Origin of the sequence: Devosia rhizoryzae, from assembly GCF_016698665.1 — a bacterium.
Lineage (GTDB): Bacteria > Pseudomonadota > Alphaproteobacteria > Rhizobiales > Devosiaceae > Devosia > Devosia rhizoryzae.
Window position 1 is genome coordinate 2,880,226 of sequence record NZ_CP068046.1, and the last position, 26,683, is coordinate 2,906,908.

Annotated in this window: 31 protein-coding genes; 15 read left to right on the forward strand and 16 right to left on the reverse strand. The window is 63.2% G+C overall.

What is annotated here, in order from left to right:
• The first annotated feature begins 1 nt into the window (after nucleotide 1).
• Together JI748_RS14060 and JI748_RS14065 are read left to right on the forward strand one after the other, a co-directional pair.
• Nucleotides 2-670: an LON peptidase substrate-binding domain-containing protein gene (locus JI748_RS14060; protein ID WP_201631920.1), complete on the forward strand. Its 669-nt coding sequence runs from the start codon at nucleotides 2-4 to the stop codon at nucleotides 668-670.
• Nucleotides 670-906 carry a Trm112 family protein gene (locus JI748_RS14065; protein ID WP_164533128.1) on the forward strand — a complete coding sequence of 79 codons (237 nt, stop codon included), beginning with the start codon at nucleotides 670-672 and terminating at the stop codon, nucleotides 904-906. The genes JI748_RS14060 and JI748_RS14065 overlap by 1 nt, the downstream gene beginning before the upstream one ends.
• A 249-nt stretch (nucleotides 907-1,155) precedes the next feature.
• Here JI748_RS14065 and JI748_RS14070 read toward each other — a convergent pair whose 3' ends face one another.
• On the reverse strand, nucleotides 1,156-2,370 hold the full coding sequence (locus JI748_RS14070) for an FAD-dependent monooxygenase (RefSeq protein WP_201631924.1): 1,215 nt from the start codon (nucleotides 2,368-2,370) through the stop codon (nucleotides 1,156-1,158).
• 268 nt (nucleotides 2,371-2,638) lie between these two features.
• Here JI748_RS14070 and JI748_RS14075 point away from each other — a divergent pair, with 268 nt between their 5' ends.
• The 4 genes from JI748_RS14075 to JI748_RS14090 all read left to right on the forward strand — a co-directional run bounded on the left by JI748_RS14075 (nucleotide 2,639) and on the right by JI748_RS14090 (nucleotide 8,386).
• The gene (locus tag JI748_RS14075; RefSeq protein WP_164533126.1) at nucleotides 2,639-2,977 is read left to right on the forward strand and encodes a P-II family nitrogen regulator; all 339 of its coding nucleotides are present in this window, start codon (nucleotides 2,639-2,641) and stop codon (nucleotides 2,975-2,977) included.
• Between the two features lie 23 nt (nucleotides 2,978-3,000).
• Complete coding sequence (locus JI748_RS14080; RefSeq protein WP_201631928.1) at nucleotides 3,001-4,392, forward strand: ammonium transporter; 1,392 nt, start codon at nucleotides 3,001-3,003, stop codon at nucleotides 4,390-4,392.
• Nucleotides 4,393-4,708: 316 nt separating this feature from the next.
• Nucleotides 4,709-7,432: a DNA translocase FtsK gene (locus JI748_RS14085; RefSeq protein ID WP_201631942.1), complete on the forward strand. Its 2,724-nt coding sequence runs from the start codon at nucleotides 4,709-4,711 to the stop codon at nucleotides 7,430-7,432.
• Nucleotides 7,433-7,756: 324 nt separating this feature from the next.
• Nucleotides 7,757-8,386, forward strand: a complete 630-nt coding sequence (locus JI748_RS14090) for a LolA family protein (protein WP_201631945.1) — start codon at nucleotides 7,757-7,759, stop codon at nucleotides 8,384-8,386.
• A 159-nt stretch (nucleotides 8,387-8,545) separates the two neighbouring features.
• On the opposite strand, the gene JI748_RS14095 is transcribed toward JI748_RS14090, so the two are convergent.
• Nucleotides 8,546-9,358, reverse strand: a complete 813-nt coding sequence (locus tag JI748_RS14095; protein ID WP_201631948.1) for an undecaprenyl-diphosphate phosphatase — start codon at nucleotides 9,356-9,358, stop codon at nucleotides 8,546-8,548.
• Nucleotides 9,359-9,466: 108 nt separating this feature from the next.
• Between JI748_RS14095 and JI748_RS14100 the strand changes: the two genes are divergently transcribed.
• Genes JI748_RS14100 through JI748_RS14115 form a run of 4 tightly spaced genes read left to right on the forward strand, consistent with a single transcriptional unit; the run spans nucleotide 9,467 to nucleotide 12,839 of the window.
• The gene (locus JI748_RS14100) at nucleotides 9,467-10,147 is read left to right on the forward strand and encodes a glutathione S-transferase family protein (RefSeq protein WP_201631951.1); all 681 of its coding nucleotides are present in this window, start codon (nucleotides 9,467-9,469) and stop codon (nucleotides 10,145-10,147) included.
• 57 nt (nucleotides 10,148-10,204) lie between these two features.
• Nucleotides 10,205-11,329: a tRNA epoxyqueuosine(34) reductase QueG gene (gene queG / locus JI748_RS14105; protein ID WP_201631953.1), complete on the forward strand. Its 1,125-nt coding sequence runs from the start codon at nucleotides 10,205-10,207 to the stop codon at nucleotides 11,327-11,329.
• Entirely contained in the window at nucleotides 11,326-12,189 is an 864-nt protein-coding gene (locus JI748_RS14110; protein ID WP_201631956.1) for an SDR family oxidoreductase, read from the forward strand. Before queG ends, JI748_RS14110 begins: the two co-directional genes overlap by 4 nt.
• Nucleotides 12,186-12,839 carry a GNAT family N-acetyltransferase gene (locus JI748_RS14115; protein WP_201631958.1) on the forward strand — a complete coding sequence of 218 codons (654 nt, stop codon included), beginning with the start codon at nucleotides 12,186-12,188 and terminating at the stop codon, nucleotides 12,837-12,839. The genes JI748_RS14110 and JI748_RS14115 overlap by 4 nt, the downstream gene beginning before the upstream one ends.
• 76 nt (nucleotides 12,840-12,915) lie before the next feature.
• Here the strand turns inward: JI748_RS14115 and JI748_RS14120 are convergent, their stop codons facing one another.
• A complete protein-coding gene (locus JI748_RS14120) occupies nucleotides 12,916-13,701 on the reverse strand; it encodes an alpha/beta hydrolase (RefSeq protein WP_201631961.1) in 786 nt (261 codons plus the stop codon).
• A gap of 152 nt (nucleotides 13,702-13,853) precedes the next feature.
• On the opposite strand from JI748_RS14120, the gene infC reads away from it, so the two are divergent.
• Nucleotides 13,854-14,390 carry a translation initiation factor IF-3 gene (infC, locus tag JI748_RS14125; protein ID WP_201637371.1) on the forward strand — a complete coding sequence of 179 codons (537 nt, stop codon included), beginning with the start codon at nucleotides 13,854-13,856 and terminating at the stop codon, nucleotides 14,388-14,390.
• A gap of 58 nt (nucleotides 14,391-14,448) precedes the next feature.
• Here infC and JI748_RS14130 read toward each other — a convergent pair whose 3' ends face one another.
• On the reverse strand, nucleotides 14,449-14,724 hold the full coding sequence (locus JI748_RS14130) for a hypothetical protein (protein ID WP_201631963.1): 276 nt from the start codon (nucleotides 14,722-14,724) through the stop codon (nucleotides 14,449-14,451).
• A 151-nt stretch (nucleotides 14,725-14,875) separates the two neighbouring features.
• Between JI748_RS14130 and JI748_RS14135 the strand changes: the two genes are divergently transcribed.
• Both JI748_RS14135 and JI748_RS14140 read left to right on the forward strand, forming a co-directional pair.
• A complete protein-coding gene (locus JI748_RS14135; protein ID WP_201631966.1) occupies nucleotides 14,876-15,274 on the forward strand; it encodes a YsnF/AvaK domain-containing protein in 399 nt (132 codons plus the stop codon).
• Between the two features lies 1 nt (nucleotide 15,275).
• Nucleotides 15,276-16,187 (forward strand): YsnF/AvaK domain-containing protein, encoded by a 912-nt coding sequence (locus tag JI748_RS14140; RefSeq protein ID WP_201631969.1) that lies wholly within the window; start codon nucleotides 15,276-15,278, stop codon nucleotides 16,185-16,187.
• 55 nt (nucleotides 16,188-16,242) lie between these two features.
• On the opposite strand, the gene JI748_RS14145 is transcribed toward JI748_RS14140, so the two are convergent.
• The 5 genes from JI748_RS14145 to irrA form a co-directional block, all read right to left on the reverse strand.
• Entirely contained in the window at nucleotides 16,243-17,136 is an 894-nt protein-coding gene (locus tag JI748_RS14145) for a ribokinase (protein ID WP_201631972.1), read from the reverse strand.
• The gene (locus JI748_RS14150) at nucleotides 17,133-17,669 is read right to left on the reverse strand and encodes a DUF1697 domain-containing protein (protein ID WP_201631973.1); all 537 of its coding nucleotides are present in this window, start codon (nucleotides 17,667-17,669) and stop codon (nucleotides 17,133-17,135) included. The genes JI748_RS14145 and JI748_RS14150 overlap by 4 nt, the downstream gene beginning before the upstream one ends.
• On the reverse strand, nucleotides 17,666-18,262 hold the full coding sequence (locus JI748_RS14155) for a YdeI/OmpD-associated family protein (RefSeq protein WP_201631976.1): 597 nt from the start codon (nucleotides 18,260-18,262) through the stop codon (nucleotides 17,666-17,668). Before JI748_RS14155 ends, JI748_RS14150 begins: the two co-directional genes overlap by 4 nt.
• A 3-nt stretch (nucleotides 18,263-18,265) precedes the next feature.
• Nucleotides 18,266-19,105 (reverse strand): arylamine N-acetyltransferase family protein, encoded by an 840-nt coding sequence (locus tag JI748_RS14160; protein WP_201631979.1) that lies wholly within the window; start codon nucleotides 19,103-19,105, stop codon nucleotides 18,266-18,268.
• A gap of 95 nt (nucleotides 19,106-19,200) precedes the next feature.
• Nucleotides 19,201-19,638, reverse strand: coding sequence for an iron response transcriptional regulator IrrA (gene irrA / locus JI748_RS14165; RefSeq protein WP_201637373.1), 438 nt, complete (start codon nucleotides 19,636-19,638; stop codon nucleotides 19,201-19,203).
• A 170-nt stretch (nucleotides 19,639-19,808) separates the two neighbouring features.
• Between irrA and fabA the strand changes: the two genes are divergently transcribed.
• Both fabA and fabB read left to right on the forward strand, forming a co-directional pair.
• On the forward strand, nucleotides 19,809-20,342 hold the full coding sequence (fabA, locus tag JI748_RS14170; RefSeq protein WP_201631982.1) for a 3-hydroxyacyl-[acyl-carrier-protein] dehydratase FabA: 534 nt from the start codon (nucleotides 19,809-19,811) through the stop codon (nucleotides 20,340-20,342).
• An 86-nt stretch (nucleotides 20,343-20,428) separates the two neighbouring features.
• Complete coding sequence (fabB, locus tag JI748_RS14175) at nucleotides 20,429-21,655, forward strand: beta-ketoacyl-ACP synthase I (protein ID WP_201631985.1); 1,227 nt, start codon at nucleotides 20,429-20,431, stop codon at nucleotides 21,653-21,655.
• Here fabB and JI748_RS14180 read toward each other — a convergent pair.
• The 7 genes from JI748_RS14180 to ubiE are packed head-to-tail and all read right to left on the reverse strand — an operon-like array spanning nucleotide 21,652 to nucleotide 26,683.
• The gene (locus JI748_RS14180) at nucleotides 21,652-21,837 is read right to left on the reverse strand and encodes a hypothetical protein (protein ID WP_201631987.1); all 186 of its coding nucleotides are present in this window, start codon (nucleotides 21,835-21,837) and stop codon (nucleotides 21,652-21,654) included. The genes fabB and JI748_RS14180 overlap by 4 nt on opposite strands.
• Before the next feature lie 49 nt (nucleotides 21,838-21,886).
• On the reverse strand, nucleotides 21,887-22,618 hold the full coding sequence (locus tag JI748_RS14185; protein ID WP_233280534.1) for a HesA/MoeB/ThiF family protein: 732 nt from the start codon (nucleotides 22,616-22,618) through the stop codon (nucleotides 21,887-21,889).
• Nucleotides 22,608-23,357 (reverse strand): DUF2259 domain-containing protein, encoded by a 750-nt coding sequence (locus JI748_RS14190; RefSeq protein ID WP_201631993.1) that lies wholly within the window; start codon nucleotides 23,355-23,357, stop codon nucleotides 22,608-22,610. Before JI748_RS14190 ends, JI748_RS14185 begins: the two co-directional genes overlap by 11 nt.
• Complete coding sequence (gene dut / locus JI748_RS14195) at nucleotides 23,308-23,763, reverse strand: dUTP diphosphatase (protein ID WP_201631996.1); 456 nt, start codon at nucleotides 23,761-23,763, stop codon at nucleotides 23,308-23,310. The genes JI748_RS14190 and dut overlap by 50 nt, the downstream gene beginning before the upstream one ends.
• On the reverse strand, nucleotides 23,760-24,356 hold the full coding sequence (locus tag JI748_RS14200) for a hypothetical protein (RefSeq protein WP_201631998.1): 597 nt from the start codon (nucleotides 24,354-24,356) through the stop codon (nucleotides 23,760-23,762). Before JI748_RS14200 ends, dut begins: the two co-directional genes overlap by 4 nt.
• 14 nt (nucleotides 24,357-24,370) lie before the next feature.
• On the reverse strand, nucleotides 24,371-25,915 hold the full coding sequence (gene ubiB, locus JI748_RS14205; protein ID WP_201632001.1) for a 2-polyprenylphenol 6-hydroxylase: 1,545 nt from the start codon (nucleotides 25,913-25,915) through the stop codon (nucleotides 24,371-24,373).
• Nucleotides 25,916-25,918: 3 nt separating this feature from the next.
• On the reverse strand, nucleotides 25,919-26,683 hold the full coding sequence (ubiE, locus tag JI748_RS14210) for a bifunctional demethylmenaquinone methyltransferase/2-methoxy-6-polyprenyl-1,4-benzoquinol methylase UbiE (RefSeq protein WP_201632003.1): 765 nt from the start codon (nucleotides 26,681-26,683) through the stop codon (nucleotides 25,919-25,921).

Genomic DNA, 26,683 nt, shown 5'->3' on the forward strand with positions numbered 1-26,683 from the left:
AATGCCCAGACGTCCGACCAGCCCGCAAGACCTGCCGCGTTCCGTGCCGCTCTTTCCTTTGACCGGCGCGCTGCTGCTGCCGTTTTCGCACCGGCCGCTCAATATCTTTGAGCCGCGCTATATCGAAATGGTGGATGCGGCGCTGCGCGGCGACCGGATGATCGGGCTGATCCAGCCCGAGGATACGAGCGAGGAAAGCCCTTCCGGCCGGGCCCCGCTCCAGGATGTGGGCTGCATCGGGCGGCTGACGCATTTCGAGGAAAGTGGCGACGGGCGCTATTTCATCATCCTCGAAGGGGTGACGCGGTTCCGCTTGATGCATGAGCTCACCGTGCAGACTCCCTACCGCCAGGGCGTCATTTCGGGCGACGATTTCGGCCAGGACTTCAAGCGCGATTTCGGCGAGGAGGCGGTCGACCGCGCGCGCTTCGTCAAGATGATGCGCGACTATGCCGAGTTCGCCAATATCGAGCTCAACTGGGAAGAGATTGAATCGACCGGCACGGCCGACCTCGTCAATTTCTGCTGCATGGTCTCGCCCTATGGCGCGGTCGAAAAACAGGCTTTGCTGGAAGCGCCGACGCTCGAAGCACGCGCTGAAACATTGATCGCCATGACCGAATACGAGATCGCCCGCGGCGGCGCCGGCGGTTCGGGCACGCTCAACTGATGAGCGAAGCGCCCAATGCGCTTCGCCATGTCGTCGATGCGCAAACGCTCGAAATGCTGGTCTGCCCGCTGACCAAGACGCGGCTGACGCTGAGCGCCGACAAGACCGAACTAATTTCGGTCGCCGCCCGCCTCGCCTTCCCGATCCAGAAAGGCGTGCCGCTTCTAAGCCTTGATGAGGCACGGGTGGTGGAGCCGGAGGAATTGAGGAAGCAGTCTCATCCACCGAGCAGCTGAACTTCGTGAGACCTCATGGTGAGCCCGTCGAACCACGAGGTCGGGTGGCTGGATAGTGCCACGACCTCGTCCTTCGACAGGCTCAGGATGAGGTCTACTTCTGGGTAAGGCGCACAGCTCCCCCCCCCCCACCCAACCTCCCCCGTAAGTCGGGGGAGGAGCTGCATCGTGCATGTCTTGAGTTTGCAGCCGACACCGAACGAACTCCTCCCCCGCCTTACGGGGGAGGGGGGTGGGGGCTACGCTTCACTAAATCGGCAGCCCACTCAGCAACTTCGGTCCCCTGCCGCCGATCCCGGACGCTGTCCGAATAAGGAGGTTCTTGACCGGTCCCGTGCGATCGACGAGCCCGAGACCGAAATCGCGGATGGCCCGCACTGGGGCGATATCGTTGGAGAACAGCCGGTTCATGCCATCCGTCACCACGGCCATCGAGGCGGTGTCGAACTGGCGCCAGTTCTGGTAGCGGGCCAGGACATCGTCGCCGCCATGATCGAGGCCAAGCCGCATGGCTTCGATGATGACCTCGGCAAGCGCGGCCACATCCTTGAGCCCGAGATTAAGACCCTGCCCGGCAATGGGGTGGACGACATGCGCCGCGTCGCCGATCAGGGCAAGCCGCGGCCCGACAAAGCTCTTGGCGATCTGAAGCCGCAGGGGAAAGCCCATCAGCTTGTCCTCGAGCGTGACGGCCCCAAGGGTCGAGCCCATCACTGCTTCGATTTCAGCTTCGACCGTTTCGGTGTCCATGGCCAGGAAGCGCGGCGCTTCCTGGGAGCTCTCGGTCCAGACTAGCGATGACCTATTGCCCGTCAGTGGCAGGCTGGCAAAGGGCCCATTTGGGCGGAAATGCTCGTAAGCGACGCCCCCATGCGGCAATTCGTGGGCGATGGTGGCAACAAGGCCGGTCTGGCCATAGTCGTGGCCAAAGGTTTCGATGCCTGCCCGTTGCCGCAGCGCTGATTGCCCACCGTCGGCGGCGATAATCAGCGGCGCCGAAAGCAGGCGTCCATCGCTCAGGGTCAGAGTGCCCGTTTCGGACCATGAAGCGATCTCTGCCGGCGTAATGACGGTGATCAGATCCTGCGCCGCTGCCAGAAGCGCTGAACCGCTGGCCGAATTGGGCACCATATGGGCAAAAGGTTCGCCGGGCGCGACTTCGCCGTCGAACTGCAAGAACAGTGGCCGGGCGAGGTCGCGCTTGCCCGAGTCGGTGATGTTCATAGCCAAGATGGGCTGGCTCTGGTCCACCATCTCGCCCCAAACGCCCAGCGCTTCGAAAACGCGGCGGACGCCGGCAGCAATGGCCGATGCGCGATTGTCGCGCGGTACGCTCAGCGGCCTTCGATCCACCAAGGCGACACGGATGCCCGGCGCCGATTTGGCGAGCGCCAGCGCCATGGTGAGGCCAGCCGGACCGGCTCCGACGATGAGGACGTCGTATCGCTGCTGCGCTGCGGACATTGGCTACTCCTTGCTCCATTCATTTCACAACTGAGCCGCGACAATGCAAGGGCGCCGAGTGCCTCAGGCACTTTGCTCATATTTTGAGCAGTCTAAGCAAGACCAGCACAATGCGTGTGCACAAAATTGCATCACATTGCCGCCGCCGATTATCAGATTTCCTAACAGACTGATTTTGCTATCTTAATTTCCGCTCTCGAGTTTGGCACGGCGCTTGACTCCATCTTGGCCATACCAGCATGCGCCGTCCTGGCGCCAAGGGGGACACATGAAACTTGTGGTAGCCATCATCAAGCCATCGCGGCTCGAGGAAGTGCGTCAGGCGCTGAACTCCCTCGATGTCCATGGCATGACCGTGACCGAGGTCAAAGGATACGGCCGGCAGAAGGGCCATTCGGAAATCTATCGCGGCACCGAATATGCCGTGCACTTCCTGCCCAAGCTCAAGGTCGAGATCGCCGTGGATGACGCGCTGGCCGACGCGGTGAGCACCGCCATCCGCGATGCCGCCCAGACCGGCCGCATCGGCGACGGCAAGATCTTCGTGCTCGACCTTCTGGCCGTCACCCGCATCCGCACCGGCGAAACCGGCGCGGCAGCCCTTTAAGCGTCTTCGGGAGAAACAATCAGATGAAGATAGATAAAATCCTCGGGGGCGCTGCACTGGCCTCCCTTCTGCTGGCCCTGCCAGCCTTTGCCCAGGACGCGGCCCAGCCGCTGGCCGAAGCCGGCGCATCGGTTGCTGAAGCCACGACCGAAGCCGCAGCCGTCGTCGACAAGGGCGACGTCGCCTGGATGCTAGTCTCGACCATGGTCGTCATCGTCATGACCATTCCCGGCCTTGCGCTCTTTTACGGCGGCCTCGTCCGCGCCAAGAACATCCTCTCGGTCCTGACCCAGGTGTTCCTCGGCTTCTCGATGATCTCGATCCTCTGGGTAGCCTACGGCTATTCGCTGGCCTTTGCAGGCCCGACCGAAGGCGGCCTTTCGGCTTTCGTCGGCGACTTCTCCAAATTCTTCCTCAACGGCGTGACGCTCGAATCCACCGCCGCGACCTTCTCGGCCGGTTTCGAACTGCCTGAGCTGGTCTTCGTCACCTTCCAGCTGACCTTTGCCTGCATCACCTCGACGCTGATCGTCGGCGGTATCGCAGAGCGCATGAAGCTGGGCGCGCTCCTGGCTTTCCTCGCCATCTGGTTCACCTTCTCCTACATCCCCATGGCTCACATGGTCTGGTCGGGTCCGGGCCTCCTTTTCGGCATGGGCGCCTATGACTTTGCCGGCGGCACCGTCGTTCACATCAATTCGGGCGTTGCCGCCCTCGTCGCCGCCATCGTTCTCGGGCCACGCATGGGCTATATGAAGGAGCCGATCGCTCCCCATAATCTCGTCTGGACCTATGCCGGTACCGGCCTTCTCTGGTTCGGCTGGTTCGGCTTCAATGCCGGCTCCAATCTCGAAGCCAATGCCTTGACCGCCGTCGCCCTGATCAACACCGTCCTCGCTCCCGCTGCTGGCGCCCTCGCCTGGGCTCTGGGCGAAAAGGTGACCCGCGGTCATGCTTCCGCCCTTGGTGCCGTTTCCGGCGCCGTTGCCGGCCTCGTCGCCATCACCCCGGCTGCCGGCTTTGCCGGTGTCGGTGGCGCCATCATCCTCGGCGCCATTGCCGGCGTCGTCTGCCTCTGGGCCGTGGTCAACCTCAAGCCGATGCTCAAGTATGACGACTCGCTCGACGTCTTCGGCATCCACGGCGTGGGCGGTATCGTCGGCGCGCTCGGCACGGCAATCGTCGCAGCACCCGGCCTTGGCGGTTACCCGCTGGGCGACGCGGCGGCCTACTCGATCGGCGGCCAGTTCATGGTGCAGCTGACCGGCGTTGCCATTGCCATCGTTTGGTCCGGCGTCGTGGCATTCGTCGCCATGCTGATCGTCAAGGCCATCTTCGGCGGTGCCAAGGTTTCGGAAGCCTCCGAATCGGATGGCCTCGATCTCTCGACCCACGGCGAACGCGCCTACAACTGATCTCACTCCGGCAGGTGGCGCATTGTGCCGCCTGCCACACACGCGACGGTGTTTGTGGCCCGGCCATTCGAGCTTAGCTCTCATGGCCTTCTCGCCTCAAATTGCTCCACTGGAGCAATTTGCGCCCCGAGAGGGGCGACGGCTCGAAGCGTGCGGCTCATGTCCTCTTGGCCCGCCACAGAGGCTTCCCACTCGCAAACAGCATGGGCCGCACACCTCGATCCGCCATGGTTAGCACGCGATTAACCCTGGCCCGCTAAGGTCAAGCCCATCGGCCCGGTCTGATGGTTTTGATGGGCCCAAAGAGTTCGCGTACATGCCCAGCCATCCCCTTCCGACGATCGACGATGTCCGCCCTGTGCCGCCCCGCAGCCGGGCCGGCGCAGCCAGCAAAGGCAAGGCCAAGGCTCCGCCTGCGCCCCCACCCGCTATCGCCATCCGCATTCCACTGCGCATTGCCGGGCTGATGCTGCTGGGGCTTTCGGCGGTGATTCTTGCCTCGCTCGCCTCCTGGTCGGTGGATGATCCATCGCTGTCGCTGGCGACCGCCAAGAAAGCCGCCAATTGGCTGGGTTATCCGGGCGCCGTGATCGCCGACCTCGTGTTCCAGTTCCTGGGCCTTGCCGGTCTCGTCATGGTCGTGCCGCTTGCCCTTTGGGGCTGGGCGATGGCGCGCCGCTATCGCCTTACACACCCTGCCCTGCGGCTGATCGCCTGGCTCGGCGCCGTCGTTCTTGCCGCCGGGGTGTTTTCCTTTATCGCCATGCCTGAAAGCTGGCCGCTGCCGACCGGCCTCGGCGGTTTGACGGGCATGCTCTTCACCTACCTTGCGGGCATGATTGCTGGCGACCAGCCGCAGGCTGTGACCTCGACCCTTTTCGCCATCATCCTCGCCGCACCCGCCCTCGCCTTGTTCTGGATCGCCATGGGCCTCGGCACGGCCGTTCCGGTCAAGGCCGCGAAGGCCGGCTCCCGCAAGAGCGCGGCGGCCGATCTTGAAGACGAACGCGAACCCAATCCGCTGGTGGAAGTGGCCATGGGCGCCATGGTCCATCTCGGCTATTCCATGCGCACCGCCTTCCGCCGTGCTCGGGCCGAGCATGCGGCGCGCCGCCAGGCAGACGATGTCGGCGAGTTCGCCCATACCGAGCCGAGCCTCGATGGCGAGGCGCCTGCCGTGGTCGTCGACCGCGAACCGGTGATGGCCAACCCGCAGCGCCGCATCCATGCGCCGGTGAGCCATGCCGTCGAGCCAAGCTTTGAACCCAGTGCCCGCATCCAGGCGCAGCCGGACTATGACGACACCGCCATCGACTATCCCGATGAGCCCGAAGAAGACGAAGTCCCCTTCGTCGCCGACGTGCCGGTGGTCAATCGCACCCAGCGCGGCGACTCGCGCTTCCATCCCGTTGATCCGGCAGCACCGCGCACAGCCGTGGCCGTTGCCGCGCCGGCTCCCCGCCCGGCCCAGGGCCAGCGCCAGTTCCGCGAAGCGCAGCCTTCCCTCCTCGACGAACCCGGTGGTTTCGAGCTGCCGGCGCTGAGCCTGCTCGCTGAACCCAAGCACAAGGGCCCCTCGCCCGAGCACGCCCCGGAACGTCTCGAAGAGATGGCGCGGCGTCTCGAAGAAGTGCTGGGCGATTTCGGCGTCAAGGGCGACATCATCAATGTCCGTCCCGGCCCCGTCGTCACCCTTTTCGAACTCGAACCGGCCCCCGGCATTAAATCGAGCCGCGTCATCTCGCTGGCCGACGACATCGCCCGCTCGATGTCGGCCATCTCCGCTCGCGTCGCCGTGGTCCCCGGCCGCAATGCTATCGGCATCGAGCTGCCCAATCAGGTGCGCGACACGGTGTTCTTCCGCGAAATGCTGGCGAGCTCCGACTTCGAGAAGATGAAGGGCAAGCTCCCCATCTGCCTCGGCAAGACCATTGGCGGCGAGCCGGTGATCGCCGACCTCGCCCGCATGCCGCACTTGCTAATCGCCGGTACCACTGGTTCGGGCAAGTCGGTGGGTATCAACACCTTCATTCTCTCGCTGCTCTACCAGATGACGCCCGAGCAGTGCCGCATGATCATGATCGATCCCAAGATGCTCGAACTCTCGATCTATGATGGCATTCCGCATCTGCTCACCCCCGTCGTCACCGATCCGCAAAAGGCGGTGGTGGCGCTCAAATGGGCGGTGCGCGAGATGGAAGATCGCTATCGCAAGATGAGCAAGATCGGCGTCCGCAATATCGACGGCTTCAACCAGCGCGTTGCCGAAGCCGCCAAGGAAGGCCGCGTCATCACCCGCACCGTGCAGACCGGCTTTGACCGCGAAACCGGCGAAGCGATCTTCGAGAGCGAAGAGTTCGACCTCCAGCCCCTGCCCTATATCGTCGTCATCGTCGACGAAATGGCGGACCTGATGATGGTGGCCGGCAAGGACATCGAAGGCGCCATCCAGCGCCTCGCGCAGATGGCCCGCGCCGCCGGCATCCACATCGTCACGGCAACGCAGCGCCCGTCGGTCGACGTCATCACCGGCACGATCAAGGCCAATTTCCCGACCCGTATCTCATTCATGGTGACGTCAAAGATCGATAGCCGCACCATTCTGGGCGAACAGGGCGCCGAGCAGCTCCTGGGCAATGGCGACATGCTCTACATGGCATCGGGCGGCCGCACCAAGCGCCTCCACGGCGCCTTCGTGTCCGACGGCGAAGTGGAAGCGGTGGTCAACCACCTAAAGTCGCAGGGGGCGCCCGACTATCTCGACAACATCACCGAGGATGAAGACGAGAACGGCGAGATCACGGCTGACGCTATGGGCGAAAGCGGCGGTGGCTCGGGCGACGAGCTCTACGACAAGGCCGTTCACATCGTCCTTTCGGACAAGAAGGCCTCGACCTCCTATGTGCAGCGCCGCCTCGGCGTCGGCTACAACAAGGCGGCGACCCTGATTGAGCGCATGGAACGCGAAGGCGTCATCAGCCCGGCCAATCATGCCGGCAAGCGCGAAATCCTCGTCGGCAACAACGCGGATGGGTATTGATCATCCCTTGCGAAGATAGGGTTTGCAGAGTTGCCTGCACCCCCTCCCTAGCTCTGCTACGGCCTTGAAGGCCTAGCGGCGCTACCCTCCCCTCAAGGGGGAGGGTGAGCTTGGGGACTTGGCATTGCCTAGCCAAACACACCGGTCTCACCTTCCCCCTCAGAGGGGAAGGCAAGCAAAGCTTGGCGACGAAGGAGCCTAGCGGCGCTCGGAAGGGGGCGACTTCCGTGCACCTAGCGCGGGGCTTGCGGAACTTCCACCTCTTGCCGCAATTACTGCATAGCCTAGGGTCAATAGCGTCACCCTTCGGAGGAAAACCTGCCCATGAACCGTCGCCATGCCCTGATGTTCGGCCTTGCCGCTGCCTGTGCCACGACCCTGCCGGCGCTGGCTCTTGATCGAGCGCTCACGCCGGAAGAGCAGGCGCTGATCGGCGAGATCAACGCGCATAACTCGGCCGTCCGCACCATGGCTGGGCGCTTCCTGCAGATCGATACACAGGGCGGAAGGCAGGAAGGCACGTTCTTTCTTGAACGCCCGAGCAAGATCGCGTTCCGCTATGCCCCGCCGAGCCGGGAGGAAATCGTCTCGATCGGCCGCGGTTTTTACGTCATCGACCGGCGCGAAGAGACCTATTACGCCTATCCGCAGGACTCGATCCCGCTGCGCCAGTTCCTGGGCGACAATATCGACCTGCTGAATGCCAATGTCGTCAATGTCACCAATAGCGACGGCTACATGTCCATCACCGTAATCGACAACACCGTGGCCGGTACCGTTCAGGTCTCACTGATCTTCGACACAGAGACCAAGGACCTGGCGCAGTGGACGCTGGTCGAGCCCAGCGGCTCCGAACTCACCTTCTCACTTTACGACGTGCAGAAGGATGTCGACATTCCCGACCACTTCTTCACCTTCCCCGCCACCTATACGGGCCGGGAACCGCCGCGGTAAGGCATTCTCCTGAGCCATTGAACCCTCATGGTGAGGTGCGAAGCGCCAGCGTAGCCTCGAACCACGAGGGTGGGTGAGTGGAGGGTCGTGCCACGCCCTCGTCCTTCGAGGCTCCGCTTGCGCTTCGCGCCTCAGGATGAGGGCTACTTGTGCCCCTGCTCAGCGCCCGAAAGCGAAGATCGCCACGAGCCCGGCGGCGCCGACCAGGATGCGCCACCAGGCAAAGGGGGCAAAGCCGTAGCGGGAAACGAAGTTGAGAAGATAGCGCACGACCAGCGCGCCGACCACGAAGGCTGCGGCAAAGCCGATGGCGACGCTGATCGCGATGGAGCCGTCTATCATGTCGCGGCTCTTGTAGAGGTCATACCCAAAGGCGCCGACCATGATCGGCAGGGCAATAAAGAAGGTGAATTCTGCAGCAGCGCGCTTTGACGCGCCAAACAGCATGCCGCCGACAACCGTCGACCCGGAGCGGGAGACGCCGGGCACCAGCGACAGCATCTGGAAAAGCCCGATGATCAGCGCCAAATGCCAGGGAAAGCGGTAGATGTCGTCGTATCTGGGCTGGAGCGGCAGCCGATCGACGATGAGGAGGACAATGCCGCCGACAAGAAGCGTCGTGCAGATCAGCGTCGCCGACTCCCAAAGATCGCCCTGGATGAAATCGCGCAGCAGTACGCCGGCAATCACCGCCGGAAAGCAGGCGAGAATGACGGAAAGCGCGAACTGCCAGGCATAGGCCTTGCCGGTCAGCGCGTCGCGGATCAGAAGCCCAAGTTTGGCGAAATAGACCGTGACAACGGCAAGGATCGCACCCAGCTGGATCAGGACGATAAAGGTCGCCGGCTGGGTGAGGCCGAAGAAATGCCCGGCCAGAAGCAGATGGCCGGTGGAGCTTACCGGAAGGAATTCGGTAAGCCCTTCGAGAATTCCGAGGACCAGCGGCACAAAAAGACCTTGATCGGCGTTCATCTGATCCCCTAACTCAACAAAAGAGCCGTTGCGGCCAAGCTTCTAGCCCTGTTCGACCAGGGCGCCAAGGCGGGGATTGCGGCCGCGGCACCCTAAAAAGAGCGTCCAATGCCAAGCCTCGTGCACTATCCCCTCGATCCTGCGTCCCGGCTGATCCGGCTGATGTGCGCCGAATATGGCGTCCCGCTCGACCTCGAGGAGATCAAGCCCTGGTTGCGCGAAGAGGCTTTGCTGGAGCTTAATCCGGCGGCGACGCTGCCCATCATGTTCACCGAAACGGAAGCGGCGATCATCGGCATCATGGCCAATATCCATGCTGTCGAAGACCTTTATGCTCCCGAAACGGTGGAAGGCCTGCTGCCGGCGGATCCTTTGTCTCGTGCCGAAATGTGGCGGCTGGTGGAATGGGTTCTGGTCAAGCTCAATGACGAGGTGACGCGGTACCTCTTCGAGGAAAAGATCGCCAAGCGCGACATCCGCGGCGCCACGCCCGAGCCTTCGGTGCTGCGCGCGGCCAAGGCAAACCTTCAGGAACACCTTCTTTACTTCAACTGGCTCCTCGCTAGCCGCAACTGGCTGGGCGGCGACACGATGAGCCTCGCCGATTTCGCCCTCGCCGCCCATATCTCGACGCTCGACTATATGGGCGACCTCGACTGGTCGAAAATCCCGGGCGAAACGCGCGACTGGTACTCCCGTATCAAGTCGCGGCCAGCCTTCCGCACCCTGCTCAACGACCGCGTGGTGGCCATGCCACCCAGCCGAGGCTATTCCGATCTCGATTTTTAGTGCTTTGCAGCACGGCGGGCTCATGCAGTAGACCTCGTGCACAGCCATGAGGTCTACTTGAATACGCAAACCGAAAAACTCGTCGCCGAGCTGCGCAGCCGTGCTAGGGCGCTGGGTTTTGACGCCTTCGGCATTGCGGCGACCGATGCACGTCCGGACTTGCCTGAAAAGCTGCGCCACGCCATCGAACAGGGCTGGCACGCTGAAATGACTTGGATGGCCGAAACCGAGGAACGGCGCGGCGATCCGCGGCGGCTATGGGAAGAGGCGCGCTCGGCCATCCTCCTCGGCGTCAATTATGGCCCCGACACCAATCCGCTCCACCTGCTGGCTGAAAAAAGCATCGGCAACATTTCGGCCTATGCGCGCAATCGCGATTACCACGACATCATCAAGGGCAAGCTCAAGGAGCTGGCAGGCCTCCTGGCGCGACGCGGCGGTGCCGATGTCAAAGTGTTTGTCGATACCGCGCCGCTGATGGAAAAGCCGCTGGCCGAGGTGGCAGGGCTTGGCTGGCAGGGCAAGCACTCCGTGCTGGTTAGCCGCGAGTGGGGATCCTGGCTGTTTTTGGGCGCGATCCTGACCTCGGCGGAACTGCCGGTCGACAAGCCGCACCTGGAAAGCTGCGGCTCCTGCACCCGCTGCCTCGACGTCTGCCCGACCAATGCCTTTCCCGCGCCCTTCCGGCTCGATGCCCGGCGGTGCCTCGCCTATTACAGCGTCGAGCATAAGGGGCCGATCCCGCGCGAATTTCGGCGGCCGATGGGCAACCGCATCTATGGCTGCGACGATTGCCTTGCCGTTTGCCCCTGGAACAAGTTTGCCTCGATCAGCCGCGAAGCCAAGCTGCGTTCGCGCCCGGAACTGGAGCGGCCGGAACTGGCGGACCTGGTGGCGATCGACGATGCCGGGTTCAGAGCGTTGTTTGCCGGCTCGCCGGTCAAGCGTATCGGGCATGAGCGCTTCTTGCGTAATGTGCTGATTGGCATCGGCAACTCGGAAAGCGAGATCCTCGTGCCCTCTGTCATGGCACGGATGGCCGACGCCTCGGCGCTGGTACGCGGGGCGGCCGTCTGGGCGCTGCGGCGGTTGGACCCCGAGCAGGCCAGCGCCGTGCGAGAGCGGCACCTCGATGGGGAAACCGATCCTGCCGTGCGGGACGAGTGGAGCGGAATGGTATGAAGGCGTTCTTTTTCGGGCTGGGCTACTCGTCGCAGCACGCCGTCAAGGCGACGCGGGAGCGCGGCTTTGCCGTTGGCGGCACGGTGCGATCGGCTGAGAAGGCCGAACGGCTACAGGCTGAAGGCATCGATGCCATTGTGTTCGACGGCGAACGGCCCGGACCCGGGGTCGGCGCCGCACTGGAGGACGTCACCCACGTCATCCTCTCGGCCGCGCCCGGTGACGACGGCGACCCCGTCCTGCAGCACCATCGGGCAGAGCTCGATGCGGCACCCAGGCTCGAATGGCTTTGCTATTACTCGACGGTCGGCGTTTACGGCGATTTCGACGGCGCCTGGATCGACGAGACGGCGCCGCTTGTGCCGCGCAACATGCGCAGCGACCTCCGCGTTCTCGCCGAACAGGCCTGGCGCGATTATGCGGCGCAGCGCGGCGTGCCGCTGACCATTCTGCGCCTTGCCGGCATTTACGGGCCCGGCCGCTCGACCTTCGACAGGCTGCGCGACGGCACGGCGCGGCGGGTGATCAAGCCGGGCCAGGTGTTCAACCGCATCCATGTCGCCGATATCGCGCGCGTCACGGCGCTGGCCGCCGAACGGCGGCTCGATGGCACATTCAACATGGCCGACGACGAGCCGGCGCCGCCGCAGGACGTGATCGCTTATGGTGCCGAAATGATCGGAATGCCCGTGCCGCCTGACCTTCCCTTCGAAACCACCGAAATGTCGCCCATGCAGCGCAGTTTTTACCGCGACAACAAACGGGTCTCCAACCGGGCGATCAAGCACGCGCTCGGCATCGAGATGCTTTATCCCAACTACCGCGCGGGCCTGCGGCAGATCCTGGAGAGCGAAGAATGACCGTGCAGCCGGCAAAAGGCGCACCGGAGCGCGTCGTCCTCGATGGCCGCTATGCGCGCCTCGAGCCGCTGGAACGGCGCCACGCGGCGGACCTCTTCGCGCAGTCTTATGGCGAGGGCGTGCCGGAGCGTTATCGCTGGCTGTTCGAATACGCACCGGACAGCGTCGCCGCCGCTGAAGACTTCGTCGAGCGCGCCAATGCCAGCGGCGACCGCTATGTGGCGGTGGTCGACAAATCGAGCGGCAGGGCCGTTGGCCGCCAGGCCTGGATGCGCATCTTTCCGGAGCATGCCTCAATTGAAATCGGCGGCATCTATTGGGGACCGGTCATGGCCCGCTCGCGCCTCGCCACCGAAGCGCTGTTCCTTTTCGCCCGCCACGCTTTCGACGAGCTCGGCTACCGGCGCTTCGAATGGAAGTGCAACAATCGCAATGAACCCTCCAAAAAGGCCGCCGCCCGTTTTGGCTTTCAGTATGAAGGCCTCTTCCGGCAGGACCGCATCGTCAAAGGCGAAAGCCGCGACACGGCCTGGTTTTCGATCCTTGAAAGCGAGTGGCCCTCCTTGCGCGCGGAATTCGAACGCTGGTTGCAGCCTGAGAATTTTGGCGACGATGGGATGGAGCGCACGAAGCTTCGCGTTCGCGGATAAACCCCGCCCCCGCCTCCCCCTGGTAGGGGGAGGCGCCGTATTGTGCACTTGGCTCGATCTAGCTCCTCCCCCTTCTTCAGGGGGAGGTTGGGTGGGGGTCAACCATCCCCAGAACCGCAGCCCGCAATCGTTCCAGATCTTCCTCCCGGCTCAGCCGGTGATCGCCGTCCGGGATCAGCGTGAACGTCACCGGATCGTGGAGGATGTGGGTCAGGAGCTTGGCCGCATGCGCGTGCGGCACGTCGGGATCCTTGGCGCCCTGGAGGATGTGCACGGGGCAGCCGGTTTCGATGACCTTGCCGAACAGCAGGTGTTTTGCGCCGTCTTCAACGAGCGCCCGCGTGTAGCGGTAAGGGCCATCGCCATAGCGGCTGTCGCGCTCGAACCAGCCTTGCCGCTCGAGGTCGCGCGCCTGTTTCTTGGTCATGCGCTGGGGGATCAAGGTGGCGGTGGCATCGGTTGCCGGCGCAATCAGCACCAGGCCCTTGAGCGGCGCGCCCTTGGCCAGTTGCCGCTGCGCCAGGAGCAGTGCCAGCCAGCCACCCATCGACGACCCGCAGGCGATCTGCGGGCCGCTCGTGGTCGCAAAAACCGCCTCGGCTTCCTCAAGCCAGCGGCTGACGGTGCCCTCGTCGAACGCGCCCCCCGACAGCCCATGCCCGGAATAGTCGAAGCGCGTCACCTCAAGGCCATGTTCGGCGCCCAATGTGTCCAGCGTCATCGCTTTGATGCCGCTCATCACCGAGCGAAAGCCGCTCAGCCAGAAGATGCCCGGGGCCCCGCCGGACCGCTGTTCGATGGCGATGTCACGCTGATCGGGCCCCGTGCCGACGGCAAGACGAAGAGATTGCGTAAAGCTCATGAGCGAAAACCGCGCCTCATGCGTTAGAAAGTGAGTTTCCCCGGCGCAACAAAGGGAATATCCCTGTCCGGGCCAGTTGACTTTAGCTGCCGCTAACACGATTTTATCCTCGAATTCACCCCTTTGCTTGAACAACACAAGGATCGCTTGCCATTCGTCGTCCCATGAGACCCGTAGCGCCCCAGAAAGATGGGCCGCTTGCCAATGAGGATATCACCAGCCCTGACGTCCAGCTTATCGATGCCGAAGGTGAAAACCGCGGCGTCGTGCGAACGCGCGATGCTTTGGCCGAAGCGCAGGAAGCCGGGCTCGACCTCGTGCTGATCGCTGCCAATTCGCAGCCGCCCGTTGCCAAGATGCTCGATCTTGGCCGCTATAAGTACGCGGCGCAGAAGAAGGCCGCCGAAACGCGCAAGAAGCAGAAGGTCATCGAAGTCAAGGAAGTTCAGCTGCGGCCGAACATCGATACCCATGACTACGAGACCAAGATGAAGGCTGTGCAGCGGTTCTTGGACGAAGGTGATCGCGTCAAGGTGACGATGCGCTTCCGTGGCCGCGAAATGGCGCACCAGGACCTGGGCATGCAGCTGCTGCTCAAGGTCAAGGAGCAAACCGAAGCCGTGGCCAAGGTCGAGTCGCAGCCGCGCTCGGAAGGTCGTCAGATGGTCATGGTGCTGGCGCCCAAATAAGGGATGCCGGATCTGAGAATTTTTTGAAAGCGGGTCGCAAGGCCCGCTTTTTTTGCGCCTAGCTGACGACGCGCAGAAGCGGGCGGCGCGACCAGTGGATGAGGCTTACGTCCATCATGCCCTCGCCAGCGCTGCTGGCCACGAGAGCATAGCGGAAGCGCTCGGCGATGGGCCGGAGCTGTTCCACGGCGGCTGCCGACACCGTACGCTGCAACAGCGGCTCGCCCTGTGCCATCAGAACGCTGAGCGCACCCACTTCGACGCCCAAATCGAAATCGGCATTTTGCTCCGGAAAGCGCAGGCGCACCGCATCCACTATTTCGATCTTGCGCATCGGCAACTCCTTGGTAGGGCCGATTTTCGCGCGGGGTGGTGAAAGATTCCTTAAAAATGACGGGACGGTGACAGTGCGGGTTCCCCATTATTTTTGCGGAACTTGAGAGTCAGGTGGTCGTTTTGGAAGTCCTGAGATGCGGACAGGGTCGATGCAAGAGAGAGAAGACGTTCTTCAGCTCGTCACCGAGACGGCGACGATCGAAAAGCTTGACCTGCTTACGGGCCGGGTCCGCGTCACCACCCAGACCGAGACAGCCGAGCAATTGGTGTCGGCGGCGCTGGAGCGGCAGGATGTGGAAATTGTTCGAGTACCCCTCGATCGCGAGATCGATGCAGTCCCCCCGGTTCGCACCGAGGACGGGGTGACCATCGTTCCCGTGGTCGAAGAAATCCTCGTGGTCGAGAAGCGCCTCGTGCTTCGAGAAGAGATCCACATTCGTCAGACCAAGACCACGCAGACCGTTGAACTGCCGGTGGAGCTACGCAAGCAGCACGCCAAAATCGAACGCGAAGACGTCAAATCGAACCCAATCGAAGAGGATCTTTGAAATGAGCCAGTATTCCGCGAGTGCATCGACAACCCTTTCCGCCATTTTCGACAGCCAGCACGACGCACAGCGCGCCGTTGACCGCCTGATTGAGGCCGGCATTTCCCGCGACAGCATCAGCCTCATGCCCGGCTATGAAAGCGATACGCCCGTCGCCGAGCGCCGCGAGCAGCACCAGGGCTTCTTCTCCGCCCTCGCCGATTTCTTCATGCCCGACGAAGACCGCTATTCCTATGCCGAAGGCCTGAGCCGCGGCGGCTACCTCGTTGCCGTCAGCAACCTGCCGGCAGCCCATTACGACGTCGCCCTCCACATTCTCGATGATGAAGGCTCGATCGACCTCAACGAACGCGAGGAAAGCTGGCGTTCGGAAGGCTGGACCGGCTACCAGGCCGGCACCAGCGAAGCCCTTGGCTATGGCGCAGGTTCGACCACCGGCTCCACAACGACGTCTTCGACCGGTTCGTTCGGCGCCGCCGGCTCGGCCGATTATGCCAGCGACAACACGCTCTCCTCGCGCAGCGATGAAGACGTGATCCCGGTGGTCGACGAGCGTCTCGTCGTCGGCAAGCGCGATGTCAATCTGGGCCGCGTCCGCGTGCGCTCCTATATCCGCGAAGAAGGCGTCAGCGAGAACGTCAACCTCCATGAAGAGCGCGTCAACATCGAGCGCCGTCCTGTCGATCGTCCGGTGAGCGATGCCGATATCGCCTTTCAGGATCGCACGATCGAAGCCGAAGAGCATGCCGAACAGGCAGTGGTCGGCAAGGAAGCGCGCGTGACCGAAGAGATCGCCCTGCGCAAGGACGTTTCGGACCGTCAGGAAACGATCAACGACACGGTTCGCAAGACCGAAGTCGAGATCGAAGACGATCGCGATGCTCTGGATCGCCAGAGCATCAACCGCCGCTAAAAGGCAGCGAATATATTTGAGAAAGCGGGCCCTATGGCCCGCTTTCTCTTTTGCGCTAACCGGCGATCTCATCCACCGCCGAGGCCAGCGGAATAGCCGGCTGGGCACCGGGATTGAGGCATGCCAGGCTCCCGGCAATCGCGGCACGGCGGAGCGCTGCTTCAAGGCTCAGGCCCGCGTCGAGGCCTGCGGCAAGGTAGCCGCAAAAGGTGTCGCCAGCCCCGACGGTATCGACCGGCTTCACCTTGTGTGCCGGGACCGAAAGACTGCCTTCGGGGGTGCGGGCGCGAGCACCATCAGGACCAAGCGTGACGACGATGCTGCGACCGGTCTTCTTCACCCAATCGGCCATGGCAGCGTCGAGTTCGGCGATGGGCCGTCCTGTCAGCAGCGAAAACTCGGTTTCGTTGGCAACGACGATGTCGGCCAGCGGCGCAAGCTCTGGCGTGTCGGGCAAGAAGGGCGCCGTGTTGAGGACACTGCGGGCACCCCTTTCGCGCGCGATTTCGAGGGCGCGGCGCGTGGCGGCCTGCGGCACTTCCTGCTGCACCAGAATGGTGTCGCTCGCGGTGAGATGGGTAAGACCCGCTTCGGCATCGGCGGCGCTCACGGTGCCGTTCGCACCGGGCAAGATGGCAATGACGTTCTCGCCCTCAGCATCGACGAAGATCATGGCGATGCCCGTCGCCGCTTCGGCCTGGCGCATCTGCGCAAGATCGACGCCACCGGATTTGAGCAGTTCCAGCGCCATGTCGGCGAAGGCATCGTCACCCACGGCCGAGACGTGCCGCACCTGGGCACCGGCTCGGCGGGCGGCCAGGGCCTGATTGGCTCCCTTGCCGCCTGGCGCCATCGAGAATGTCCCGCCGGCAACGGTTTCGCCGGGCTTGGGGAGGCGCGACACGGTGCCGACCTGATCGAGATTGGTGGAGCCGAAGACGGTGATCACTTGAGGATCTTCTCCATGGTGTTCCAGTTGCGCATCGTACCGGGATTAGTCTTGCCGATGGCCTTGCCGAGCGGTTTGAGCACATCCTCGACATTTTCGGTATAGCGGCCATTGGCCTGGCGATATCCGGCGAAATAGAGTTCGCGCTCGTCGACGCGCAGGATTTCGACATCGCCCTTCCGGCTTTCGAGTTCGACCACCGGCAGCGGCTTGTCATAAAGGATGACGTGGCGGGTGAGATCGGCCTCGGGATCGAGGCTGGCGAAAGGGTGTTTGGCCAGAAGCTCTTCCATCTCAGCGCCGCTGCGCAGGATGACGTCGGACTTGAAGCCGAAGGTCGCGGCGATGATGGTTTCGAGATCGGACTTGATCGCCTCGGCAGTGGCCGTGGTCGTGAAGCGCACATTGCCGCTGGCGAGGATGGTCTTGACGTCGCCATAGCCGTTTTCTTCCAGAAGCAAGCGCAGAGCGCCCATCTTCATCTGGCGCTTGCCGACATTGACGCCACAGAGGAAGGCGACCCAAAGGCTCATGGCTTGGCTTTCTGCGGATAAATGGTTTCGCCACGCGCCAGCATCTGCGCAAAGGCTTCTATTTTCTTCTCCCGCGCCGCGGCGGTCTTGAGCGCATTGGTGCGAAAGATCAGGGCAAAGCGGTTTTGCGAGGAGAGCCGATCGAACATGGCCAGCGCACCGGGCGTTTGCCTGATCGCTGCCATCAGGTCCTCAGGCGGCTCCATGGTCGTAGCATAGGCTGCGTCCCAGCGGCCGTCGGCCTTGGCAGCCTCGACATGGACCATGCCATGCGCGGTCATGAGGTTCGACTGCAGGAGCCGCTCGACATTGTCGCGGTTGACCTGGCTCCAGACCGATTTCGGCCGCCGGCGGCAGTAGCGCTGGACGAAGCTCTCATCGTCCCAGCTCTTCTTGATCGCATCGATCCAACCCCAGCAGAGCACCGCGTCGATGGCCTCTATCGGCGTGATGGTCGGCTTTCCGGATGCCTTTTTGAAGATGTGGATCCAGACTTCGTCTTCGACATCGTGGTGCTTTTCGAGCCAGGTGTAGAAAGCGTCGAAATCGGCAAATTCATGCAGCCTGTCCAGGCGAACCTCAACCGGCGCCATGGCTCACACCGGCGCCTGGTCAGGCGTATCCGGCGGCAGCGGGAACAGGCGCGACAAGGCGAGTTCAAGTCGCTCGTCGTTGGGCAAGGTGATGCCGAACTCTTCGGTCAGCACCGCGCGGAGCGCTTCCATGCTGCCGAGCTCGCGCTTTTCCGCTTCGCCACCAGTCGGGCGCACGGCAAAACTGGTATTGCGCAAGGTCAGCCGCTTTCCCGGCGGGGACAGGGCTACGCGCAGTTCTTGCGTGAGCGGCACGTCGGGGCTCGTCGACAAGGTCTGGTTGAGCGCCGCGATGTCGTCCTCCTCCACGGCGTCGAGCGTAAAGGCATGCACCGGGCGCCAGGCCTCGCCCCATTGCACCTCAAGGCGCCATTCTGCGCCTTCATTAATGAGGCGGAACGTTTCGTGCGGCGTGGTCTGCTCGACATCGGCGCGCAGGCGCAGCGGCGCAGTCAGTGTGAAACCCTGGCCGACATCGGCAATGTAGTTCTGCTTGTTGACCTCCACCAGCAGAACGAGGTGGCTGCGCCGCTGGTTATCCGGATCGCTCCAAAGGCCTCGTGCCAGGAGCGGACGCACGGAAAAGTCGAGGTCGCGCAAGATGCGCATGAAAAGGAGGTTATGCTCGAAGCAATAGCCGCCGCGGCGTTCCGTCAGGAGCTTGCGTTCAAGGCTGGACTGGTCGAGAGCGACCGGTCGGCCGAGCAATGGATCGATGGTCTCGAAGGGGATCGTGGCGGGATGGAGGGCGTGCAGCTGTTCAAGCGTAGCCAGTGTCGGGGCAATGGAACCGGCAAAACCGATTCGCTCGAAATAGGCGTTGAGACTGACCTTTTCAGGCATCAGCCACCCTTGATGCTGTTGAAACCGGGCACACTATGGGCAAGCGGTCCGGGTTTGTCACGGGGGCGTCGCCCCACCCGGCTCGCGCTAGACGGTTAGCGCGACTTGCGAACGCGGATCACCACGTCGACATGGGCCACTTCCATGCCGCTCGGCGCGCGGGGAAGAGTCTTGAACTCGACGGCATCGGCGGGAATGTCGATCATGCGCTGTTCGTCTTCGACGAAGAAGTGATGGTGATCGGACGTATCGGTATCGAAGTAGGAGCGCGAGGCGTCGATGGCGACTTCGCGCAGGAGGCCGGCTTCGTGGAACTGGTGCAACGTATTGTAGATGGTCGCGAGCGACACATTGACATTGGCCGTGCTCGCCTCGGCATGGAGCTGTTCGGCGCTGATATGGCGGTGCGGCCCATGAAACAGAAGCTCGGCCAGGGCCACGCGCTGCCGTGTCGGGCGCAGTCCCGCAATGCGCAGTACCGCCGTCACGCAGGGGCGGTGAGAAGGATGGGCGGCAAGGCTGCGGTCGGGCATCGGGCCGGAAAGTCTCGTCATCGTGGTCAAAATGCCCGTTTCTTATACTAGCGCGGATGGTTCGAGACAAGCCGCGGCTGGCCGCGGCCAAGGGTGCGGGGGCGCTCGGCTTGACCCTCCCCCGTGCCCTCTATACGAGACGAAGCTTAAATGTGTGTGGGAAGAACGCCATGATGCAGCAGCAGAACGCATTCAACAAAGAAGAATTGCTGGCGCATGGCCGCGGTGAATTGCCGGGCCAGGGCGACGCGCGCCTCCCTGCGCCACCCATGCTGATGTTTGACCGCATCACCCAGATCGACCAGACCGGCGGCGCTTTCGGCAAGGGCCAGGTGCGCGCCGAACTCGACGTTGATCCGGATCTCTGGTTCTTCAAGTGCCATTTCATCGGCGATCCGGTCATGCCCGGTTGCCTCGGGCTCGACGCCATCTGGCAGATGACCGGCTTTTTCCTCTCCTGGATCGGCCAGCCCGGCAAGGGCCGCGCCCTTGGCGGCGAGATCAAGTTCACCGGCCAGGTGACCGATGACGTCAAGCTCGTCGAGTATGGCATCGACCTCAAGCGCGTCATGCGCTCGCGGCTGACGCTCGGGATTGCCGATGGCTGGGTCAAGGCTGACGGCAAAGTGATCTATGAAGCCAAGGACTTACGCGTTGGCCTTTTCACCGACGCGCAGTTGGCCGACCAAAAAGTCTCCGCCTGATCGGCCTTAAAGCTGCGCCGTTTGCAACCTAAATGGGCGCTGACGTAAACGCGCCTTTAGATAAGACCAATGAGGACACGCAAAGCATGAGACGAGTTGTCGTAACCGGGATGGGTATCATTTCCTCGATCGGCAATTCGCTCGACGAGGTGACGCAGAGCCTGCGCGACGCCAAGCCCGGCATCATCTTTGCCGAAGACTATGCCGAGCTGGGCTTCCGCTCACAGGTCAAGGGCGATCCGCGGATCGATCCGTTCGAGCAGCTCGATCGCCGCGTCACCCGCTTCATGGGCCGCGGCGCCGCCTGGAATTACCTTGCCATGCAGCAGGCGATCGCCGATGCGGGCCTGACCGAAGCCGACATCACCAATCCGATGACCGGCATCGTCATGGGCTCGGGCGGCGCCTCGACCCGCACCATCGTGGAAGCCGCCGACATCACGCGCGAAAAGAAGTCGCCCAAGCGCATCGGGCCGCTGGCCGTGCCCAAGGCCATGGGATCGACCGCGTCGGCGACGCTCGCCACGTCCTTTGGCATCAAGGGCATCAACTATTCCATCACCGCCGCCTGCGCGACCTCCAAGCACTGCATCGGCAATGCGGCCGAGGCGATCATGCTGGGCAAGCAGGACATCGTCTTTGCCGGCGGGCATGAGGATCTCGACTGGACCTTGTCCGACCTTTTCGACGCCATGGGCGCCATGAGCTCTGACTTCAACGACAATCCGAGCAAGGCCAGCCGCTGCTATGATGCGGCGCGCGATGGTTTCGTGATTTCGGGCGGCGCCGGCGTGCTGGTGCTTGAAGAGCTGGAACACGCCAAGGCGCGCGGCGCCAAGATCTGGGCCGAAGTGGTCGGCTATGGCGCGACCTCGGACGGCGTCGACATGGTTGCCCCGTCCGGCGAAGGCGCCGAGCGCTGCATGCGCATGGCGCTGCAGAACGTCAAGGCGCCGATCGACTATATCAATCCGCACGCCACCTCGACCCCGGTCGGCGACCTCAAGGAAATGGAAGCCTTGCGCGCCGTTTTCGGCAACGAGGACAAGTGCCCGCCGATCTCGGCCACCAAGTCGCTGACCGGCCATTCGCAGGGCGCGACGGGCGTCCACGAATCGATCTATTCGATCCTGATGATGAAGCACCGCTTCATCGCCGAAAGCGCCAATATCGAGAATCTTGATCCGGCCTTTGCCGACATGCCGATCATCCGGCAGCGGCGCGACGACGTGGATCTCGGCTATGTGCTGTCGAACTCGTTCGGCTTCGGCGGCACCAATGCGGCGCTGGTGTTCAAGCACCCCGACGCTTAGCGGCTCTCTTCCAGGTAGTGCCGGCCGGTCTCTGTAAGAACCGGCCCGCCTTCCTTCTGCTCCAGCAGAGCCATCGACAAGAGCTTGGCAAAGTGGAGCGGGTCTACGTCCTGCGGTTGTTCCGCACCGACAAAGCTTGCGAGCGTTGCGCGTTCTTCCTTGGTCAGGTCATAGTCGGTCATTGGCTATCCTCCGCACTGCGGAAACTGCCATGGTGCAGCAGAAGTTGCCTTAGTAGCTGAGTTCGGAAAAGCTCGCGTCGCGCGCATCATAGACCAATAGCCGTCCAAGCAGCGGCGTGCCGATGCCGACGATGAGCTTGATGGCTTCCATGGCCACCAGCGTCCCGATGACCCCGGTCACCGGCCCGATAATTCCATTGGCTTCGCAGGACGGCAGCGCATCGTCGCTGGCCTCCAACGGGTAAAGCGCATGGTGCGGCGGACTGCCGAGATGGGGCGCAAAGACGGTAAGCTGGCCGGAAAACATCGAGACGGCGCCGCTGACCAGAGGCAGGCGCAAGCTTTCGGCCGCCGCGGCAACCGCACGGCGGGTGACGAGATTGTCGGTGCCGTCGAGCACGAGATCGTAGTTCTCGAGAATACCGGGGGCGTTTTCGGTGGTCAGCGCCAGCGGATAGAGGTCCAGCACTACATGCGGATTGCGGGCCGCAACGAACGCGGCGGCGCTTTCGGTCTTGGGGCGGCCGACAGTGGCATCGCTGTGGATCACCTGACGCTGCAGGTTCGAAAGCGACACCGTGTCGGGATCAATTAGCCCCAGGCGGCCAACACCGGCAGCGGCAAGGTAAGCGATCGCCGGGCTGCCAAGTCCCCCTGCCCCCACCACGGCCACGCGGGCGGCCTTGAGCTTTTGCTGGCCAGCGCCGCCAACGCCCTTGAGCACCAGGTGGCGGGCGTAGCGCCGTGTTTCTTCGGGCGAGAGCGACGGGTCAGAGGCCAAGCGGCACCGCCAGGAAGCGCCGGTCCGGCCCTTCGAAGCCGCCGGGATAAACCGAAACGATAGCCACGGCATTGCCCATGGACGTGCCGCCATAAGGCATGACGACGGCATAAAGCCGGTAATCGAGCGGACAGCCGCGGGACCGGGGCAAATCTCCGTCTCGATGAACCAGCCGTTCGGCGCCCGCATCCGAGATGCGCAGCTCATAGCCAAGCGGGCCAGTGTCGAACCAGTCGCCGCAGGGTTCGGCGGCGGTGGTGTCAAAGGTTGAAAGTCGCAGCGTGTAATCGCCGGAGGTGGCGCCGGGATTGTAGCTCGGAGCACCGAACCGGAGGCTCTTGGCATCGGTATCGGGAACACCGTCGCCAATCAGCGCAGCGACCTCGACCGGGACGGCGAGCCCGAACTCGTCAACAAAGTCGTCTGCCAGTTCGGCAGTTTGGGCGCGAATGGCGGCAAGTGGCTCGTCTTCGCTGTCGGCGCGGACGCGGATCGGCGTGCCGACAACCCAGCTGTCCGTGCTGAGATCGACAACATAAACATTGGAATAGGCAAAGCCGGAGCCGTCCTGCTCCCCGAACTCTTCGAAGGCAAAATAGCGGAAGTCTTCGGAGAAGCCGACAAAGTCGATCAGCGCCCGATCGCCCGCCACGGCAGGAGAAGCAAAAAAACTTGCCGCAAGGAAAAGGCTAGTTGCGGCCCGTAGAACCGAAGCCGCCCGTGCCGCGTATCGTTGCATCGAGATCCCCTCCCACCACAAAATCCGGCTGCACCACCGGCGCCACGATCATCTGGGCGATGCGCTCGCCGCGCTCGATCACAAAACTCTCCTGGCCCAGATTGATCAAGATGACCATGACCTCGCCCCGGTAATCGGCGTCGATCGTGCCGGGAGAATTAAGCACAGTAACGCCATGCTTGGCGGCAAGGCCGGAGCGCGGCCGCACCTGCGCCTCGAAACCCTCGGGCAGCGCCATAGCGAAGCCACAGGGCACAATAGCGCGCATGCCGGGCGCGAGCGTCAGCGGGGCATCAACGGAAAGCGCCGCGCGCAGGTCGGCGCCCGCCGATTGCGCGGTGGCAAAATGCGGCAGGGGCAGGCCTTCACCATGCGGCAGCCATTTGATTTTTACGGCAACACTCATGGCGCGCGCACCACGGCGTAAAATTCTTCCGGCAGCTCGACATCGCCCTTGATGATGTCGATGATCGGGATCGATTGGGTAGCGATCGTTCCATCTTCGCTCATGGTCATATTGGTGTCGGTGATCTCGGCGCCGGAAAAGCTCAGCGTGAAAGTGCGACCGATAAAGATCGCTTCGGCAAGGCTTGCGGTTTCTGCATCCAGCGGTTCCCCACCTCTGATCTCTTCGCTCAGCGCTTCGGTTGCCATGGCGACGCGGACGAGCCCGTCGCCAGCAGGGGTAAAGGTGATGCCGCCTTCCTGCTGGCCGAGGTCGAGATCGGCGAAAGCACCGGCTTCGGCGATGATGCAGGTGGCGCTGCCGTCGGCGTTCTCGGTGAGTTCGCCTTCCTGGCAGAAGACGTCGGCAGCGCTTTGCTGCTCAGGGTCATCGCCCATGCCCTTCATGGCATAAAAGTCGGCAACCATGGTCTGCGTCAGCGTCGCTTCCGCCGACGTGGGGCTGGTCAGCGCCACGTCGACGGCGACATCGACACAACCGGCAAGCGACAGGGCGAGACCTGCGGCGGTCACGATTTTCCAGAGCGTGCTCATCGTCATTGGCTCCCTCAGAGCAGTTGCAAGGCGACAAAGGTCGCGGTGCCGAGCGCGACAAAGGCCATTGCCAAGACCGCCAATAGGGCAAGGCGCAACACGCCGTCGCGCGGGCGGTGCATCATGGCGCGGTGCTCGGCCATGGTGAGTTCGGCCTGAGCGATGAGGTTGGGCACGCGGCCCAGCGCCTCGGTCATGCGAGCAACGTGGCCGGAAAGATCCTCGATGCGGCCAAGGGGGCCTTCTTCGCGCCGCAGCCAGTCGCCGACCACCGGCTCGGCCACGGTCCAGATGTCGAGATCGGGATCGAGGTTGCGGGCGACGCCTTCCACCAGAACCATCGACTTTTGCAGCAGGATCAGCTCCGGCCGCGACTGCATCTGGAAAAGCTCGGTGATTGTAAAGAGCTGTCCCAAAACCTTGGCCATGGAAATGTCGGCGGCCGTGCGGCCATGCAGCGGTTCGCCGATGGAGCGGATGGCGAGGGTGAAATCGTCCACCGATTGCGCTGCCGGCACATAGCCGATGTCAAAATGGCGCTGCGCCACGAGGCGATAATTGCGGGTGATGAAGCCATACAGGATGTCGGCGAGGAAGCGCCGCTCATACTTGGTAATGCGGCCCATGATGCCGAAATCGACGGCGACGACGTCACCGGTGCGCGGATCGGCGAAGAGATTGCCCGGATGCATGTCGGCATGAAAGAAGCCGTCGCGAATGGCGTGGCGCAAGAATGACTGCAGCAGTTTTGCCGCCAGCGCCTTGCGATCGATGCCGGCCCTATCCAGCGCAGCATGGTCGCGGATCGGGATGCCATCGACCCAGGTCGTGGTGAGAACGTTCTGGGCGACGTGGTTCCACTGCACCGAGGGGATAGTGAAACCGGTATCGTCCTTGATGTTCTCGCTCATCTCGGAAATGGCCGCTGCCTCGAGGCGCAGGTCGAGTTCGAGCCGCATGGAGTGATCGAGAGTGCGGACGATTTCGGTCGGCTTGAGGCGCCGCGACGAGCGGGCAAAGGTTTCGGCAAGGCGCGCGCCGGCATAAAGCGATTGCGTATCGGCATTGAAGCGCTCGGCGACACCCGGGCGAAGGAGTTTAACCGCCACGACCTTCGGGGTGTCGCCGGGTTCGCGCAACGTCGCCTTGTGCACCTGGGCGATCGAGGCCGCGGCAACAGGCGGCGTGATGTCGTGCAGCTGCGCGGCCTTTGCCCCGAGCGCATCGCTGAGGATCGTTGGCACCAGAGAAGGCGCGAAGGGCGGCATCCGGTCCTGGAGACCGGCAAGATCCGCCGCCGCCTCGGCACCGACGATATCGGGCCGGGTGGCCAGGGTCTGCCCGAATTTGACATAGGACGGCCCAAGCTTGTGCAGCGCAGTATTCAGCCGCTCGATACGCCCCGTTTCCCGCACCGACCGGCGTTCCACCAGCCGCGCGAGGCCGATACCGGCCTTCATCATCGGCGGCAGCGATTGGCTGGGGAGCACGGAAAAAGCGCCCTCGCGCGCCAGCACCCAGCCGGCATGGAGGAGACGGAAGGTAGACCCAAGGCCCATGCGCTAGAGCTTCCAGCCCGAATGGAGCGTCGCGATATTGCCGGTAAAGCTTTGGTGCTTGACGCGTTTGAAGCCGGCCTTGCCGAGCATGGCGTCGAAGGTTAGGGGATCGGGGAACTTGCGGATAGACTCGATGAAATACTGGTAGGGCTGGGCATCGCCGGTCACCAGCCGTCCCATCGACGGTATGACGGTGTCGGAATACATGCGATAGGCGGCGTCGAAGCCCGGAATATCGACCTGCGAGAATTCGAGCACCAGGATACGGCCGCCGCGCTTCAAGACGCGATGGGCTTCGTCCAAAGCCTTCTGGATGCGCGGCACGTTGCGGATGCCGAAGGCGATCGTATAGGCGTCGAAGCTCTTGTCCTCGAACGGCAGCTCTTCGGCATTGGCTTCGGTGAAGGTCACCTGCTGCGGATAGCGCCAGTTGAGCGCCCGCTCGGCGCCGACTTGGAGCATATCGGCATTGATGTCGGAAACGACCACTTCGGCATAGCCGAGCGAGGAGTTGACGATGCGCTCGCCGACGTCGCCGGTGCCGCCCGCCATGTCGAGCACGCGATAAGGACGCGTGCCGGCGCGGGGAGGCGCCAGTTCTGCCACCATCGCATCCTTCCAGAGCCGGTGAACCCCGCCGCTCATCAGGTCGTTCATCAGGTCATAACGGCTGGCGACGTCGTGGAAGACCTTGTTGACCAGGCCCTGCTTGTCTTCGAGCGCGACGGTCTGCTCGCCGAAATGGGTGGTTTCGTAAGGCTGGGTCAT